16 protein-coding genes are annotated in these 15,475 nt (G+C 73.2%); 10 read left to right on the top strand and 6 right to left on the bottom strand.

Annotated elements, in window-relative coordinates; translation table 11 throughout:
* Positions 1-11 precede the first annotated feature (11 nt).
* A complete protein-coding gene (locus ABZ340_RS14640; protein WP_358782126.1) occupies positions 12-713 on the bottom strand; it encodes a FadR/GntR family transcriptional regulator in 702 nt (233 codons plus the stop codon).
* 137 nt (positions 714-850) lie between these two features.
* Here ABZ340_RS14640 and ABZ340_RS14635 point away from each other — a divergent pair, with 137 nt between their 5' ends.
* Both ABZ340_RS14635 and ABZ340_RS14630 read left to right on the top strand, forming a co-directional pair.
* Positions 851-1,378 carry a gluconokinase gene (locus ABZ340_RS14635; RefSeq protein WP_358782125.1) on the top strand — a complete coding sequence of 176 codons (528 nt, stop codon included), beginning with the start codon at positions 851-853 and terminating at the stop codon, positions 1,376-1,378.
* Between the two features lie 108 nt (positions 1,379-1,486).
* Entirely contained in the window at positions 1,487-2,884 is a 1,398-nt protein-coding gene (locus tag ABZ340_RS14630; RefSeq protein WP_358782124.1) for a gluconate:H+ symporter, read from the top strand.
* Between the two features lie 103 nt (positions 2,885-2,987).
* Here ABZ340_RS14630 and ABZ340_RS14625 read toward each other — a convergent pair whose 3' ends face one another.
* Both ABZ340_RS14625 and ABZ340_RS14620 read right to left on the bottom strand, forming a co-directional pair.
* Entirely contained in the window at positions 2,988-4,532 is a 1,545-nt protein-coding gene (locus ABZ340_RS14625; protein ID WP_358782123.1) for an APC family permease, read from the bottom strand.
* A gap of 42 nt (positions 4,533-4,574) precedes the next feature.
* Positions 4,575-5,525: a hypothetical protein gene (locus tag ABZ340_RS14620; RefSeq protein WP_358782122.1), complete on the bottom strand. Its 951-nt coding sequence runs from the start codon at positions 5,523-5,525 to the stop codon at positions 4,575-4,577.
* 324 nt (positions 5,526-5,849) lie between these two features.
* Here ABZ340_RS14620 and ABZ340_RS14615 point away from each other — a divergent pair, with 324 nt between their 5' ends.
* From ABZ340_RS14615 to ABZ340_RS14580, 8 genes are all read left to right on the top strand, one after another.
* Positions 5,850-6,746, top strand: a complete 897-nt coding sequence (locus ABZ340_RS14615; protein ID WP_358782121.1) for a DMT family transporter — start codon at positions 5,850-5,852, stop codon at positions 6,744-6,746.
* Between the two features lie 32 nt (positions 6,747-6,778).
* Positions 6,779-7,288, top strand: coding sequence for an NUDIX domain-containing protein (locus ABZ340_RS14610; RefSeq protein ID WP_358782120.1), 510 nt, complete (start codon positions 6,779-6,781; stop codon positions 7,286-7,288).
* An 83-nt stretch (positions 7,289-7,371) separates the two neighbouring features.
* A complete protein-coding gene (locus tag ABZ340_RS14605) occupies positions 7,372-7,764 on the top strand; it encodes a DUF202 domain-containing protein (RefSeq protein ID WP_358782119.1) in 393 nt (130 codons plus the stop codon).
* Entirely contained in the window at positions 7,761-8,084 is a 324-nt protein-coding gene (locus ABZ340_RS14600; RefSeq protein ID WP_358782118.1) for a DUF202 domain-containing protein, read from the top strand. The genes ABZ340_RS14605 and ABZ340_RS14600 overlap by 4 nt, the downstream gene beginning before the upstream one ends.
* 313 nt (positions 8,085-8,397) lie before the next feature.
* Entirely contained in the window at positions 8,398-8,694 is a 297-nt protein-coding gene (locus tag ABZ340_RS14595; RefSeq protein ID WP_358782117.1) for a hypothetical protein, read from the top strand.
* 205 nt (positions 8,695-8,899) lie between these two features.
* Positions 8,900-9,934 carry a phosphotransferase family protein gene (locus tag ABZ340_RS14590; RefSeq protein ID WP_358782116.1) on the top strand — a complete coding sequence of 345 codons (1,035 nt, stop codon included), beginning with the start codon at positions 8,900-8,902 and terminating at the stop codon, positions 9,932-9,934.
* Between the two features lie 5 nt (positions 9,935-9,939).
* A complete protein-coding gene (locus tag ABZ340_RS14585) occupies positions 9,940-11,157 on the top strand; it encodes an acyl-CoA dehydrogenase family protein (protein WP_358782115.1) in 1,218 nt (405 codons plus the stop codon).
* Positions 11,158-11,441: 284 nt separating this feature from the next.
* Positions 11,442-12,362 (top strand): LysR family transcriptional regulator, encoded by a 921-nt coding sequence (locus tag ABZ340_RS14580; RefSeq protein ID WP_358782114.1) that lies wholly within the window; start codon positions 11,442-11,444, stop codon positions 12,360-12,362.
* Here the strand turns inward: ABZ340_RS14580 and ABZ340_RS14575 are convergent.
* From ABZ340_RS14575 to ABZ340_RS14565, 3 genes are read right to left on the bottom strand one after another with little or no spacing between them, the layout of a single operon-like run.
* Entirely contained in the window at positions 12,301-12,894 is a 594-nt protein-coding gene (locus ABZ340_RS14575) for a TetR/AcrR family transcriptional regulator (protein ID WP_358782113.1), read from the bottom strand. The two genes, ABZ340_RS14580 and ABZ340_RS14575, sit on opposite strands and share 62 nt — an antisense overlap.
* A 55-nt stretch (positions 12,895-12,949) precedes the next feature.
* Positions 12,950-14,617 carry an AMP-binding protein gene (locus tag ABZ340_RS14570; RefSeq protein WP_358782112.1) on the bottom strand — a complete coding sequence of 556 codons (1,668 nt, stop codon included), beginning with the start codon at positions 14,615-14,617 and terminating at the stop codon, positions 12,950-12,952.
* Positions 14,614-15,384, bottom strand: a complete 771-nt coding sequence (locus ABZ340_RS14565; RefSeq protein ID WP_358782111.1) for an SDR family oxidoreductase — start codon at positions 15,382-15,384, stop codon at positions 14,614-14,616. Before ABZ340_RS14565 ends, ABZ340_RS14570 begins: the two co-directional genes overlap by 4 nt.
* Between the last annotated feature and the right edge of the window lie 91 nt (positions 15,385-15,475).

Below are 15,475 nucleotides of genomic sequence, written 5' to 3'. Positions count from 1 at the left end.
GGCGGCCCGGGTCAGGGGGCCAGGATGTCCAGTTCCTGGAGCGCCCCCACGGTGATCTCCCGGGTGAGCTCTTCCGCGCGGGCGGCGTCGCCCTCGCGCACCGCCTCCGCGACCTTCACGTGGAGGGTGACGGCGGCGGGGTCGGGGTCGGGGAACATCACGTCGTGGTGCGTGCGGCCGGCGAGCACCTCGGCGACGACGTCCCCGAGGCGGGCGAACATCTCGTTGCCGGAGGCGTTGAGGATCACGCGGTGGAAGGCCACGTCGTGGAAGAGGTACTGCTCCAGCCGGCGACCGCGTGAGTTGGCGACCATGCCGAGTGCGCACTCGGTCAGCTCCGCGCACTGCTCCGCCGTGGCGTTGCGCGCCGCGAGACCGGCGGCGACCGGCTCGACCGCCGAGCGGAGCACGGTCAGGGAGCGGAGCTGGTGCGGGCGGTCGGCGCCGGCCAGGCGCCAGCGGATGACCTGAGGGTCGTACACGTTCCACTCGGCCTTGGGGCGGACGGTCACGCCCACGCGGCGGCGCGACTCGACCAGGTGCATCGACTCGAGGACGCGGACGGCCTCGCGCATCACGGAGCGTGACACGTCGAAACGCTGCGCCAGCTCGTCCGTCCGCAGGACGCTGCCCGGGGGGTACTCGCCCGCCGTGATCTCGGGGCCGAGGGTGTCCAGTACGTGGCCGTGCAGCCCCCGGCCCGTGGTGCTCATGCACTCAGCGTACGGGGCAGGTCACGGGAATAAAAAATCAGACTTATATGTCACACGGTCTTGAATTCGTCGTACCTAATAGGTTTCAGTTGGCTCGACATCACGTGTCGACGAAGACAGCAGACAGCGAGAGCACGATGCATCAACCGCACACCCCCCACGTCGTCGTGGTCATGGGCGTCGCGGGCACGGGCAAGACCACCATCGGTCCTCTGCTCGCGGCCCGGCTCGGCGTCCCCTACGCCGAGGGCGACGACTTCCATCCGCCCGCCAACATCGCCAAGATGTCGGCCGGCACCCCGCTCACCGACGAGGACCGGTGGCCGTGGCTGGACGCCATCGGCGCCTGGGCGCACGGGCGGGCGGGGCTCGGCGGGGTGGTGAGCAGTTCCGCGCTGAAGCGGTCGTACCGCGACCGGCTGCGGGCCGCGGCTCCCGGTCTCGTCTTCGTCCACCTCACGGGCAGCCGCGAGCTGATCGAGGACCGGATGTCGCACCGGCAGGGGCACTTCATGCCGACGGCCCTGCTCGACTCCCAGTTCGCCACGCTCCAGCCGCTCCAGCCGGACGAGGCGGGCGTCGCCGTGGACGTCGCGGGCAGCCCCGAGGAGATCACCGAGCGTGCGGTGCAAGCCCTGAGGGACCTCCCCGAACCCACCCGGTGACCCTCCGCACCCGGACCCGGTAACCCCCACCCCCCTTGGGGCCGCGCCCTTACAAGGGTCCGCGGCCCCGTCCTCTCCCGAATCCCCCCTCACTTCAAGGGAACCACCGTGACCAGACTCAGCGTCGAGATGCTGGCAGCGGAGACCGCCGAGCCCATCACCTCGGCCGGCCACGCCCAGCTGGGCGTGGCCGTGCTGTTGGGCATCGCCGTCATCGTCCTGCTCATCACCAAGTTCAAGCTGCACGCCTTTCTCGCGCTGACCATCGGGTCACTGGCGCTCGGCGCGTTCGCCGGGGCGCCGCTCGACAAGGTGATCACCAGCTTCACCAACGGCCTCGGCTCGACCGTCGCCGGTGTGGGCGTCCTGATCGCCCTCGGTGCGATCCTGGGCAAGATGCTCGCCGACTCCGGCGGCGCGGACCAGATCGTGGACACGATCCTCGCCAAGGCGAGCAAGCGGTCGATGCCCTGGGCGATGGTGCTCATCGCCTCCGTCGTCGGTCTGCCGCTGTTCTTCGAGGTCGGCATCGTGCTGCTGATCCCGGTGGTGCTGATGGTCGCCAAGCGCGGCAACTTCTCCCTCATGCGCATCGGCGTCCCCGCGCTCGCGGGTCTGTCCGTGATGCACGGCCTGGTGCCGCCGCACCCCGGCCCGCTGGTCGCGATCGACGCGGTCAAGGCCAACCTGGGGGTCACTCTGGCGCTCGGCGTGCTGGTCGCCATCCCGACGGTGATCATCGCCGGTCCGGTGTTCTCGAAGTTCGCGGCCCGCTGGGTGGACGTCCCCGCCCCCGACCGCATGATCCCGCAGCGCGCCTCCGAGACCCTGGAGCGGCGCCCCGGCTTCGGTGCCACCCTGGCCACCGTCCTGCTGCCGGTCGTCCTGATGCTCGCCAAGGCGCTGGTCGACATCATCGTCGACGACCCCGGGCAGCTGGTGCAGCGCGTCTTCGACGTGATCGGCTCCCCGCTGGTCGCCCTGCTCGCGGCGGTGATCGTCGGCATGTTCACGCTGGGCATGCCCGCCGGGTTCGGCAAGGAGCGGCTGCAGCAGCTCGTCGAGAAGGGGCTCGCGCCCATCGCGGGTGTCCTGCTGATCGTGGGCGCGGGCGGCGGTTTCAAGCAGACGCTCGTCGACTCCGGCGTGGGTCAGATGATCCTGGAGATCTCCGACGACTGGTCGATCCCGGCGCTGCTGCTGGCCTGGCTGATCGCGGTGGCGATCCGGCTCGCGACCGGTTCGGCGACCGTGGCGACCGTCTCGGCGGCCGGTCTGGTGGCGCCGCTGGCGGCCGACATGTCCACCACGCACGCCGCCCTGCTGGTCCTGGCGATCGGCGCCGGCTCGCTGTTCTTCAGCCACGTCAACGACGCCGGCTTCTGGCTGGTGAAGGAGTACTTCGGCCTGAACGTCGGCCAGACCGTCAAGACCTGGTCGCTCATGGAGACGATCATCTCCGTGGTGGCCGGTGCGCTGGTCCTGCTGCTGTCCTTGATCATCTAGGGACGGCGATCGTCCGGGGGCGGCGCCCCGCGGACACGCCGGTCGCCACGAAGGGCGGCCCGCCGGGACGGTGAAACCCCCGGTGGGCCGCCCTTCTCCTCTCTCACGAGGACGTCGTCCCGGCCGCCTTCTCCATCTGGAACGCCTCGTTCCCGAGTCCGATGCGGGCGTGCCGCTCGGGTGCGCGGGCGCGCAGGACCAGCCCCTGCACCAGGCCGGCGACGACGGCGAGGCCGATGATGCCGGGCAGCACCCAGCTCAGGGACGAGCCGGGGCCGGCGCCGACCAGCACGTCGAAGTCCTTGACCGTGTAACCGGCGATCACCAGCAGGGCGATGCCCGCCAGCGAGGAGGTCACCAGCCGCACGGCCTGCGCGCCGGCGGCGCCGCGGCGGGCGAAGAAGACGACGACCGACACGGAGGCCGCCGCCATCAGCACGATCACCCCGAGGGCGCCGATGTTGCCGCCCCAGGTGAACAGGTGCAGGACGGGTGCGGTGGGGTCCCCGGCCGGCTTGTCGTCGGCGAGCGCGAAGCCGGCGACGACGAGGGCGGAGACGGCGGTCTGGAGCAGCGAGCCGGTGCCCGGGGCGCCGCTGGTGCCGCTGGTGCGGCCGAAGGCGGCGGGCAGCAGGCCCTCGCGGCCCATGGCGAAGGCGTAGCGCGCGACGACGTTGTGGAAGCTGAGCAGCGCCGCGAACATGCCGGTGACGAACAGCACGTGCAGGACGTCGGTGAAGGTGCCGCCGAGCCGGGACTCGGTGAGGAAGAACAGCAGCCCGGCGCTCTGCTCCCGCGCGGTGCCGACGATCTGCGAGGGACCGGCGGCGACGGTCAGCGCCCAGCTGCTGAGCGCGAAGAACACGGCGACCCCGCCCACCGCGAGGAACATCACGCGCGGTACCAGGACGTGCGGGCGGCTGGTCTCCTCGGCGTACACGGGCGCCTGCTCGAAGCCGAGGAAGGCGGCGATGCAGAAGCACAGCGCGGTGCCCACCCCGGCCCCCGACAGGGTCTGCGGGTCGAACGCGTGCAGCGACAGCCCTTCCGCGCCGGGATCGGCGACGGCGGCGATGTCGAAGACGACGACGAGGACGACCTCGACGAGCAGCAGGACGCCGAGCACGCGCGCGTTGACGTCGATCTTCAGCCAGCCCAGCGCGCCGACGGACAGCACGGCCAGCAGCGCCGGGATCCACCAGGCGACCTCCAGGCCGGCGTAGGTGGCCAGGAGCCCGGAGACCTCGAAGCCGAGGATGCCGTAGATGCCGACCTGGAGGGCGTTGTAGGCGACGAGCGCGACCAGCGCGGCGCTCGCGCCGGCGGTGCCGCCCAGCCCGCGGGAGATGTAGGCGTAGAAGGCGCCCGCGTTGTGCACGTGGCGGCTCATCTCGGCGTACCCGACGCTGAACAGGATCAGGACGACGCCGAGGACGACGAAGAGCAGGGGCTGCCCGACGATGCCCATCACCGCGTATGTGGTGGGCATGACACCAGCCACCACCATGATCGGGCCGGTCGCGGCGAGGACGGAGAGCAGCAGGCCGCCCGTGCCGAGGCGGTCGGCGCGCAGCGCCCGCTCCTGTCCTTTGAACGTGCTGATGCCGGTGTCGGCGGGTCTGCTCGTACGGGAACTGCCCGTGGTCATCGTCGGACCGTCCTTCTGTGGGATGCCTGTGGGATGCGGATGTCAGACCGTGCCGAGCGCGCCGGCGCGGGCGGCACGGAAGGCGGTGCGGGCGTCGCGGCCGGGATACGACCAGGGCTGGGAGGTGGGACGGTCGCCGATGCGGTGGAACAGGGCGGCGGCCTCGGCGCTCCGCCCCTCGCAGACCTTGGCGTGGGCGAGGAAATTGAGGTCGACCAGCCGGCGCGGGTGGCCCTCCTGCTCCCATTCCAGCCACCAGTCGAAGGCGGCCTTCATCACCAGCCGGGCCCGGCGGCCCGCCCAGTGCCCCGAGGCGGCCGGGTCGGCGGGCTCGTGCCCGGCGGTGGCCAGCACGCGGTAGCGCTCGGCGTGCGCGATCACCGGCAGGATCGCCAGCGGGGAGTCGGCGGGCGCCTGCTCGGCGGCCCAGGCGGCGAACTCGTAGACCTCGTGCAGCGGGTCCGGGCCGGCGTCGGCGCGGCGTTCGGCGAGCCGGGCGACCATCAGGTGGTGGGCGTGGTGGTGGTCGGCGTACCGCCCGCGCACCTCCTCGAACATGCGCACGACATCCCGCTCCTCCCCCAGCTCGCGCTCCAGCATCAGCAGCCCGAGCCAGGGCGTCGGATCGGCGGGGACCCGCCCGGCGGCGCTCCGGCACGCCTCGCGGGCGCGCTCGGGCTCCTCCTTGCCGCGCAGGGCGCGCCGGACCAGGGCCAGGGCGAGCAGGACCGCGGCGTCGGCGGACTCGGGCTCGGCGAGCAGCCACTCGCGGGTCCAGGCGGCGCAGTAGGGCTCCGCGGCCAGGACGGCCACCCGGTGCCCGCGCCGGTCCCAGTCGTCCCCGGTGCGGGCGAGCAGGGAGCGGGCGGACTGCCACCGCCCCTGGGCGAGCGCGGCGCGGGCGGCGACCAGGCCGGCGTCGTCGAGGGCCTCGTCGAGGACCTGGGCCGCACGTCTGCGGCCACGGCCGAGGGGAGGCGGGGGTGGGGGCACCGCGGGACTTCCTCACGCGCTGTCTTGGGGCGTCGGCCGCCGGACCGCCGGGAGCCGATCGATCACGCACAGCAAACCGGGAGCCAAGGCTTGGCGTCAAGAGCTTCCGATGGCGTTACATGCTTCAACTACCGTGACTGCAGAGGAACTTGTGACACGCGCCGCGTCGTTCCGCCCCCCGTTGTGGCCTGTGCCATGGCGCCACGCACCCCGCCCCCGCACCATGGCACTACGGTCACCCCCCACCGGGCACGGCGACGGCGCGGCCGGCCGGCCGCCCCGCGACGCACGCCCGGGGCCCGCCCGACGATCGAGGTACGCAGCGTGTCGGTCCTGGTTCCTGTCCTCGCCGTGAGCGCCGCGTGCTGCCTCGGCTTCGGTTTCGTCCTCCAGCAGGACGCCGCCCGGCGGGCCCCGCTCGGCGACTTCCTCTCCCCGCGCCTGCTGCTGGACCTCATGCGGGTGCCGCGCTGGCTGGGCGGCACCGCGCTGGTGGTGGCCGGCATGGCGCTGGGCGCCGCGGCGCTGGGCCGGGGCGAGCTGTCCCTGGTGGAGCCGCTGCTGGCGACGAACCTGCTCTTCGCGCTCGCGCTCTCCCGCCGGCAGAGCCGGCAGCCGCTGGGCCGGCAGGGCTGGGCGGGTCTCGTCCTGCTCGCGGGCGGCGTGACCGCGTTCGTCGTGGCGGGCGAGCCACGCGGCGGCACCGCGGTGACCGACCCGCTCCGGCACTGGCTGATCATCGGCCTGATGACGGGGCTCGCCCTGCTCCTCACGGCCTGCGCCAAGCGCTCGCGCCCGGCCTCCTCCGCCCCGGTCCTGCTGGCCCTGGCGGCCGGCCTGCTGTACGGCGTCCAGGACGCCCTGACCCGGGTCAGCGGCGACCGCTTCTCGGCCGGGGGCCTGGCCCAGCTGCTGACCTCCTGGCAGCCGTACGCCGTCCTGCTCATCGGCGTCACCGCGATGATCCTCGTGCAGAGCGCGTTCGAGACCGGGCCGCTGCGCATGTCGCTGCCCGCGCTGACCGCGGCCCAGCCGCTCGCCGGGATCGCCTGCGGGGTCGGCTTCCTCGGCGACCGGCTGCGCACCGACGCGGGCGCCCTCGCCTGGGAGGCGTGCGGGCTGGCGGCCGTCGTCGCGGGCATCGTCCTGCTGGGCCTGCACCCGGCGATGCCCCGGGGGACGGCGCACCGGCGGCCCGCGCGGGACCTCCAGCCCCGCTGACCGCCGCCGCGGGCCCCTGCTTGGATGGGCCCATGAGCGCTGCTGACGAGATCCTCGACATCGTCGACGAGAACGACCGGGTCGTCGGGCAGGCCCCGCGCGGCGAGGTGTACGCCCGCGGTCTGCGCCACCGCTGCGTCTTCGTCCTGGCCCGGGACGCCCGGGGCCGCGTCTTCGTCCACCGCCGCACCGCGGCCAAGCTGGTCTTCCCCTCCCTGTACGACATGTTCGTCGGCGGCGTGGTGGGCGCGGGCGAGACCTACGACGAGGCGGCCCTGCGCGAGGCCGAGGAGGAACTGGGCGTCACCGGGCTGCCGCGTCCCGCGCACCTGTTCACGTTCCTGTACGACGACGGCGCCGGGCGGACCTGGTGGTCGGCGGTGTACGAGGTCCGCTGCGAGATGCCGGTACGGCCGCAGGCCGAGGAGGTGGCCTGGTACGGCTTCCTCCCCGAGGAGGAGGTCGAGCACAGGCTGGACGAGTGGGAGTGGGTACCGGACGGGTTGGCGGCGTACGAGAGGCTGCGGGCGTACCGGGGGTGACGGCGGGCCCGTGCCGCCTCCCGGGGCCCTTCGGGCGGAGAGGCCCCCTGACGCCCCCGCCCCCAGCCGATAGGGTCGTGAACGTGATCGAATTCGCACGGACCATCCGGCTGTGGTTCGCGCCCGGAGAGATCCGCCGCGAGGGCAGCACGCCCGACTACCGTTTCTCGCTGGCGAACGAGCGCACCTTCCTGGCCTGGCTGCGCACCGCGCTCGCCCTGGTCGGCGGTGGCTTCGCCGTCGACCAGTTCCTGCCGGACCTGCGCTGGGGCTGGCGCGTCGGCCTCGCCCTGTCGCTGCTCGCCGCCGGTGTGCTGTGCGCCCTGCGCGCGGTCAACCACTGGGTCCGCTGCGAGCGCGCCATGCGCCGGGGCGAGGATCTGCCGGTGTCGCGGTTCCCGGTCCTGCTCAGCGTCGTGATCGCCGTCGTGGCCGTCGCCATGGTCGCCGTGGTCCTCCTCGGGTGGGAGGGATGACCCCCACGGCCGCCCCGGACCGCGACCCCGGTCTCCAGCCCGAGCGCACCCACCTCGCCTGGCGCCGTACGACCCTGTCGGCCACCGTGGCCGCCGTCCTCGCCGTCAGGACCGCCCTGCACGCCGGTCCCTCACCCGCCGCGGTCGTCGCCGCCGCCCTGTGCTGCGCGCTCTGGCTGACCTTCCTCACCCTCGCCCACCGCCGCATCCGCGCCCTCGCGTCGGCGGCGAGTCCCCCGGCGCTCTCCCCGGCGTACGCCACCGCCGCGGCCCTGGGCACGGTGGCGACGGCCGTGTGCGGGGCGGTCCTCGTACTCTGAGTGCTCTGAGTGCTCTGAGTGCTCTGAGTGCTCTGAGTGTTTTTGGGCGCTTCGGGCGTTTTTGGGGGCTCCGAGTGCATCCGGGCGCTCCGCGCCGATGACGCGACGGCCGACGGGGTACCCGGACGCCGGGCGATCCGCACGACCCGGCGCACGCCGTCCGGCTCCCGCGCCACAGACATCACCATCCGCCACTCATCACCCACCGCTCACCGCTCACCACCCACCACCCACCACTCATCACCCACCACCCACCACTCATCACCCACCGCTTCGCATCACCAGGCACCCCACGCCATCGAAGGTGAGCAGCATGACCACCGCCCACCGGGAACACACCGCCCACACGCACACCCACGGCCCGGACTGCGGCCACGCCCAGGTGCCCCACGGCGACCACACCGACTACGCGCACGACGGCCACCTGCACCGTGAGCACGCCGGTCACTGGGACGAGTGCGAGCCCACGGGTCACGCCTCCCACCAGGGGCACGACCACCGGCACGACGAGAACTGCGGGCACGCGCGCGTGCCCCACGGCGACCACGTCGACTACCTGCACGACGGCCACCGCCACGCCGCCCACGAGGGCCACTGGGACGACCACTGACAGCGGCCCCCTCCCCCCCCCTCCTTCCTCCTCTCTCCACTCTCCGGCAGCTCCCCGCCGCCCCGGCCGGGAGCTGCCGTCCTGTCGTGGCACCGATCACGTTCCGTCCAGGCACTGGACGGCATACCGACCGGTCGGCATCATAGGCGGGTACCGTCCACTCGCCGCGGGCCCCGCAGGACCCGCAGGACCCGTAGGAGCGACGATGAGCCCCGACCACCCGCCCGGACTCGACCTCGACCGGCTGCGCGGCCTGCTCGACCGCGAGCGTCCCGGCCTGGTGAGCGGCCCGCTGTCCGGCCGGCTGATCGAGGGCGGGCGCTCCAACCTGACGTACGCGGTCTCCGACGGCACGGCGAGGTGGGTGGTGCGGCGCCCGCCGCTCGGCCACGTCCTGGCCACCGCGCACGACATGCGGCGCGAGCACCGGGTGATCAGCGCCCTGCACCCGACGGACGTGCCGGTGCCGCGCCCGGTGCTGCTGTGCGAGGACGAGGAGGTGCTCGGGGCGCCCTTCTACGTCATGGAGTTCGTCGAGGGCACCCCGTACCGCACGGCGGAACAGCTCGCCCCGCTGGGCCCGGACCGCACCCGGGACGCCGTACTGAACCTGGTGGACACGCTCGTCGGGCTGCACGCCGTGGACCCCGCCGAGGCGGGTCTGGCGGACTTCGGCCGCCCGGAGGGCTTCCTGGACCGGCAGCTGCGCCGCTGGGCCAAGCAGCTGGCCGCCTCCCGCACGCGCGACCTGCCCGGCATCGACGAGCTGCACGCCACGCTCGGCCGGGAGCTGCCCCGCTCCCCCGCCCCGGCCGTGGTGCACGGCGACTACCGGCTGGACAACGTACTGATCGGCGCGGACGACCGGATCACGGCGATCCTCGACTGGGAGATGTCGACGCTCGGCGATCCGCTGACCGACCTGGGCCTGCTGGTGATGTACAGCTCCTCGCTCGGTCTGCCCGACTCCCCCGTCTCCACCACCGCCGAGGCCCCCGGGCACCCGTCCCCCGCCGAGCTGATCGAGCGGTACGCCGCGCGCTCGGGGCGCGACGTCTCGGCCGTCTCCTGGTACACGGCGTTCGCCTGGTTCAAGCTGGCCGTGATCCTGGAGGGCATCCACTACCGCTACACGCAGGGCCAGACCGTGGGCCGCGGCTTCGACCGCATCGGCGACCTCGTCCCCGTCTTCATCGAGCACGGCCTGACCACTCTTCACGAAGGTTCCCAGGAGGGCTGACCGGCATGGACTTCGCGTTCGACGCGCGCACCGAGGAACTGCGCGCCAAACTCCTCGCCTTCATGGACGAGTACGTCCACCCGGCCGAGGCCGTCGCCCACGAACAGCGGGCGCGGCTGGCGTCGCCGTGGGACACCCCGCCGGTCGTCGAGGAGCTGAAGGCCGAGGCGCGCCGCCAGGGCCTGTGGAACCTCTTCCTGCCCGACGCCGAGCACGGCGCCGGCCTCACCAACCTCCAGTACGCGCCGCTCGCGGAGATCACCGGCCGCAGCCCGCAGCTCGCGCCGACCGCCACGAACTGCGCCGCGCCGGACACCGGCAACATGGAGGTCCTCGCCCAGTTCGGCGACGAGCGGCAGAAGAAGCAGTGGCTCCAGCCGCTGCTGGCCGGTGAGATCCGCTCGGCGTTCGCGATGACCGAGCCGGAGGTGGCCTCCTCCGACGCCACGAACATCACCACGCGCATCGAGCGGGACGGCGACGAGTACGTCATCACCGGCCGCAAGTGGTACATCTCCGGCGCGATGAACCCGGACTGCAAGATCTTCATCGTGATGGGCAAGACGGACCCGGACGGGGCCGACATCCGCCGCCAGCAGTCCATGGTCCTGGTCCCGCGCGACACCCCCGGCGTCACCGTCGAGCGCGCGATGCAGGTCTTCGGCTACGAGGACCACTGGCACGGCGGCCACGCCGAGGTGGTCTTCGACCACGCGCGCGTGCCGGTGTCGAACCTGATCGGCGAGGAGGGCGGCGGCTTCGCCATCGCCCAGGCCCGGCTGGGTCCCGGCCGCATCCACCACTGCATGCGGCTGATCGGCATGGCCGAGCGGGCGATCGAGCTGATGTGCCGCAGGGCGGTGTCCCGCACCGCCTTCGGCAAGGCGCTGGCGCAGCAGGGCGTGGTGCAGAACTGGATCGCGGACGCGCGCGTGGCGGTCGAGCAGCTGCGCCTGCTGGTCCTGAAGACGGCCTGGATGATGGACACCGTCGGCAACAAGGGCGCCCACACCGAGATCCAGGCCATCAAGATCGCCACGCCGCGCACGGTGGTCGGCATCCTGGACCGGGCGATCCAGTTGCACGGCGCGGGCGGCGTGAGCCAGGACTTCCCGCTGGCCGAGCTGTACGCCGGGGCCCGCACCCTGATGCTCGCCGACGGCCCGGACGAGGTGCACCAGCGGTCGCTGGCGCGGCGGGAGCTGAAGAAGTACCTCCCGTAGCTTCCGCGACTCCTGCGGCTTCCGTGGCTCCCGTGACTTTTGTGGCTCCCGTGGCTCCTGTGGCTCGGTGGTCCCCGCGGCCCTGCGGCCCCGCGGTCCTAGTAGCCGCCGGAGTAGTGGTGGTCCGCGCGGGCCAGGGCGCGGACGAAGGAGACGAAGCGGAGCCAGAGCGGTGGTCTGCGGTGCACGCGCGGTGGTCTGCGGTTCATGCGTCCAGCGTGGACCGCGGCCCGTCCAGCGGTCCAACAGATGGTTTCGCTGGCGGCCATCTCTAGGATAGATGGATGGAGTTGCGTCAGCTCCGCCACTTCATGGCGGTCGTCACCGAGGGCGGCTTCACCGCCGCCGCCCGTGCCGAACTCATCGTCCAGTCGGCGCTCAGCACCTCGATCCGGAATCTGGAACGGGAGCTGGGCGCCGACCTGTTCGACCGCACGGGCCGCCGGGTGGTGCTCACGGAGGCGGGCCGGGCGCTGCTGCCGCAGGCCCGTGCGCTGCTGGCCGGGGCGCAGGCCGCGCGGGACGCGGTCGCGGCCGTGGCGGACCTGGCCGCGGGCCGGGTGGCCATCGGCACGATCCAGACGCTGACCTGTGTGGACCTGCCCGCCGAGCTGGCCGCGTTCCACCGCCGGTTCCCCGGCGTCCAGGTCTCCGTGCGGGACGCGCCGGTCGGTGAGCTGACCGAGGAGCTGCGCGCGGGCGAGCTGGACCTGGCGTATCTCGCGCCGGACGCGCGGGAGGTGCCCGAGGGGCTGACCGCGTACGCCACCTGGCACGAGGAACTGGTGCTGATCACCGCGCCGGGCCACCCGCTGGCCGGGGCCGGCCGGACGCTCGTCAGGGATCTCGCCGAGGAGCCGTTCGTCGACTTCCGCGCGGGCACCGGCCTGGAGACGGCGGTGCGGCGCCTGGCGGCCCACTGCGGCCTGGAGCGCCGTATCACCTGCGACGTCACCCAGATCGGGCTGCTGGTGGAGCTGGTGCGCGCCGGGATCGGGGTGGCGTTCGTGCCGCGGCGGATCGGCGAGCGGGCGGGGCTGCCGTGCGTGGAGATCCGGCAGCCGGAACCGGCCCGTACGGTCGTGCTGGCCGGGCGCGGGCCGCGGCCGCGCAATCCCGCGGCGGCGGCCCTGCTCGATCACCTCACGGGCGCAGCGCCCGCAGCAGCAGGTCCGCCAGGTGGTCGGCCACTTCCCGCGGGGTGAGCGGGCCGTCGGGGCGGTACCAGGTGGACAGGTGGTGGACGGAGCCGAAGTGGTAGTCCACCACCAGGTCGGCGGGGGTCGCCGTGGAGAAGACGCCGGCCCGCTGGCCCTCCTCGATCAGCGCGCGGAAGCGCTCGTGGTAGCGGCGGCGCTCGGCGCGTACCTGCTTGTTCTTCTCCGGGCTCAGGTGGTGCATGGAGCGGAAGAAGATCGACGCGTCGTCGAGGTTCTCGATGGTGGTGACGACGACGTCGGCCGCCGCGTCCCGCAGCCGCTTCTCCACCGGCTCGTCGGCGTCCGCGAAGGTGTCCAGGCGTTCCTGCTGGAGGCGCAGCACGCGCGCGTACACCTCGTGCAGGAGGTCGTCCTTGGAGCCGAAGTAGTGGTAGAGCGCCCCCTTGGTGACGCCGGCCGCCTCGACGATCTCCTGCACCGAGGTGCGGTCGTAGCCCTGCTCGGCGAAGAGCCGGGTGGCGGCGGCCAGGAGCCGCTGCGGCACCGGTGTCCCGTCACCGTCCGTCGTCCTGGGCACTGCCGCCACCTGCCTTCCTGTCCGTTCCGCTGTTGGTTTCCGCTGCCGGTTCCCGCTACTGGCCGCCGTGCGACCGGGAACGCAGTTCCCGACGGAGGATCTTCCCACTCGCCGTCTTCGGCAGGTCGGGCAGGATCTCCACCTGGCGCGGGTATTTGTAGGCGGCCAGTCTCTCCTCGCAGTACGCGGCGAGCTCGCCGGGGTCCGCCCCGGCGCCCGGCCGCAGGCTGATGTACGCCTTGACGGTCTCGCCCCGGTACCCGTCGGGCACGCCGACGACGGCGGCCTCGCGCACCGCCGGGTGGGTGTAGAGCACGTCCTCGACCTCGCGCGGCCAGACCTTGAAGCCGGAGGCGTTGATCATGTCCTTCTTGCGGTCGACGACGTAGAGCCAGCCCCGCTCGTCCATGAAGCCGATGTCGCCGGTGCGCAGTTCGCCGCCGGGGAAGGTCTCGGCGGTGGCGTCGGGGCGGCGCCAGTAGCCGGGCACGACCTGCGGCCCAGCGACGACGATCTCGCCCTGCTCCCCGAAGGGCACCTCCCGCCCCTGGTCGTCGACGATCCGCACGACGGTCTCCGGGCCGGGCAGGCCGACGGCGAGGGTCCCGGACTCCGGGTCGACGGGCGCCTCCAAGTGGGGCGGGACGGAGGCGCAGGGGGCGGTGCACTCGGTGAGGCCGTAGCCGTTGCGGATGTACGGCCCGAAGCCGGCCCGGAACTTCTCCACCAGGGCGGGCGGCAGCGGGGCGCCGCCGGAGGAGAGGTTGGCGAAGGACGCGAAGTGCTCGCGGGTGACGGACGGGTGGGCGGCCAGCGCCATGAAGGCGGTGGAGGGGCCGACCGTGTAGTGCGGGCGGTGCTCGGCGAAGGCGTCCAGGACGACGCCGGCCTCGAAGCGGTAGGCGAGGACGAGGGTGCCCGCGCTGTTCAGGCAGGCGGCGAACTGGCAGACCATGCCGGTGATGTGGAACAGGGGCGCGAGGGCGAAGTAGACCGGGGCCTCGGGCAGGGCGAGCCCGGTCCGCTGCCGCTCGGCGTTGTACATGATGTTGCGGTGGGTGTTGGTGGCGCCCTTGGGGGTGCCGCTGGTGCCGGAGGTGTAACTGATGAGGGCGATGTCGTCCGGGCCCGGTGCACGGTCCTCGGGGACGGTCCGGCCCGCGCGGGCGGCGGCGGTCAGGTCGTCGGCGTCGGCGGCCCGCGGGAGCCGCTCGAAGCCGAGCACGCGCGCGTCGGTGCGCGTCTGGAAGTCCAGCTCGCAGGCGGTGAGCACGATCCCGACCGGCGAGCCGGCGGCCGTCTCGCGCAGATACGACTCCCAGGCCCGGTCGGAGCAGATCAGCGCCGCCACCTCGCCGTCGCGCAGGACGTGGCCCACCTCACCCGACTTGTACATGGGGTTGACGGGGACGACGACCGCGCCCGCCTTCCAGGCGCCGAGGACGGCGAGCACGAAGTGCGGGGAGTTCTGGAGCAGGACGGCGACCCGGTCGCCGCGCCGCAGGCCGCGGGCGGCGAGGTGCCCGGCGACGGAGTCGCTCAGCTCGTCCGTCTCGCGGTAGGTCAGGCGGCCGTCGAAGTAGGCGAGGAAGGTGCGGTCGGGGGTCTCGTCGGCGGCCCGGCACAGGGCGTGCACGAGCGAGCCGGCGGGGTCGACGGGGGCCTTCTGGGCGTCGGTGAGGAGGTCCAGCCAGGGCTTGGCGGCGTAGCGGGAGGCGGTCATCGGGCACTCGCCTCCTCCCACTGCCGCTGGAGCCGGTTCATGCCGCGCAGCCAGCGTTCGGGCTCGGCGGCGCGGACGCGGTAGTACTCGGCGACCTCGGGGTGCGGCAGGATCAGGAAGCGGTCCTCCTCGATGCCCCGGAACAGGGCGTCCGCCACGTCCTCGGGGTCGATGGCGGTCGGCTGGAGCACCAGCTCCCCCGCGCTGCCGCTGGCGGTGAGCATGTCGGTGCGCACGCCCTGCGGGCAGATGGCGTGGACCTTCACGCCGCGGTGGCGGTACGTCAGGGAGAGCCACTCGGCGAAGGCGTAGGCGCCGTGCTTGGTGACGCTGTAGGGGGCGGCGCCGATCATGGTGAGCAGCCCGGCGGCGGAGACGGTGGAGACGAACCGGCCGCCGCCGCGCTCCAGCCAGTCCGGGAGCAGCTGGTGGGCCGCGCGGACGTGGGCCATGACGTTGACGTCCCAGGCGAGCGCCCAGACGGCCTCGTCGGCCGCCTCCGAACCGCCGCTGCCGACGCCCGCGTTGGCGCAGTAGACGTCGACCGTGCCGCCGAGCGCCGCGCGGGCCTCGTCGACGATCGCCGAGGCGTCGCCGGGGACCGCGACGCCGCCGATCTCGGCGGCGACGGCCTTGGCCTTGTCCGCGTCCAGGTCGTTGACGACGACCCGGGCGCCCTCGGCGGCGAAGCGGCGGGCCAGCGCGGCACCGATGCCGCCTCCCGCCCCGGTGACGACCACTCCGGCATCCTGCACGGCTTCCACCATCGGTCTCCTTCGACGCGACGCGACATGACGTGTCGTGACGTGACGTGAATCATCGGCTCTGCTGTCCCGCCAGACTAACCAGTCGGTATGT

Origin of the sequence: Streptomyces sp. NPDC006134 (genome assembly GCF_040628835.1) — a bacterium.
Lineage (GTDB): Bacteria > Actinomycetota > Actinomycetes > Streptomycetales > Streptomycetaceae > Streptomyces.
The sequence above is the reverse complement of the archived record's forward strand: the minus strand, read 5'-3'. Positions and strand labels throughout refer to the sequence as shown.

Bases quoted from the DNA above. Each gene is read 5' to 3' on its own strand.
- ABZ340_RS14595 (WP_358782117.1), top strand. From the start codon at position 8,398: ATGACCACCGCCCACCGGGAACACACCGCCCACACGCACACCCACGGC.
- ABZ340_RS14580 (WP_358782114.1), top strand. From the start codon at position 11,442: ATGGAGTTGCGTCAGCTCCGCCACTTCATGGCGGTCGTCACCGAGGGC.
- ABZ340_RS14640 (WP_358782126.1), bottom strand. From the start codon at position 713: ATGAGCACCACGGGCCGGGGGCTGCACGGCCACGTACTGGACACCCTC.
- ABZ340_RS14625 (WP_358782123.1), bottom strand. From the start codon at position 4,532: ATGACCACGGGCAGTTCCCGTACGAGCAGACCCGCCGACACCGGCATC.
- ABZ340_RS14600 (WP_358782118.1), top strand. From the start codon at position 7,761: ATGACCCCCACGGCCGCCCCGGACCGCGACCCCGGTCTCCAGCCCGAG.
- ABZ340_RS14610 (WP_358782120.1), top strand. From the start codon at position 6,779: ATGAGCGCTGCTGACGAGATCCTCGACATCGTCGACGAGAACGACCGG.
- ABZ340_RS14585 (WP_358782115.1), top strand. From the start codon at position 9,940: ATGGACTTCGCGTTCGACGCGCGCACCGAGGAACTGCGCGCCAAACTC.
- ABZ340_RS14590 (WP_358782116.1), top strand. From the start codon at position 8,900: ATGAGCCCCGACCACCCGCCCGGACTCGACCTCGACCGGCTGCGCGGC.
- ABZ340_RS14565 (WP_358782111.1), bottom strand. From the start codon at position 15,384: ATGGTGGAAGCCGTGCAGGATGCCGGAGTGGTCGTCACCGGGGCGGGA.
- ABZ340_RS14570 (WP_358782112.1), bottom strand. From the start codon at position 14,617: ATGACCGCCTCCCGCTACGCCGCCAAGCCCTGGCTGGACCTCCTCACC.
- ABZ340_RS14635 (WP_358782125.1), top strand. From the start codon at position 851: ATGCATCAACCGCACACCCCCCACGTCGTCGTGGTCATGGGCGTCGCG.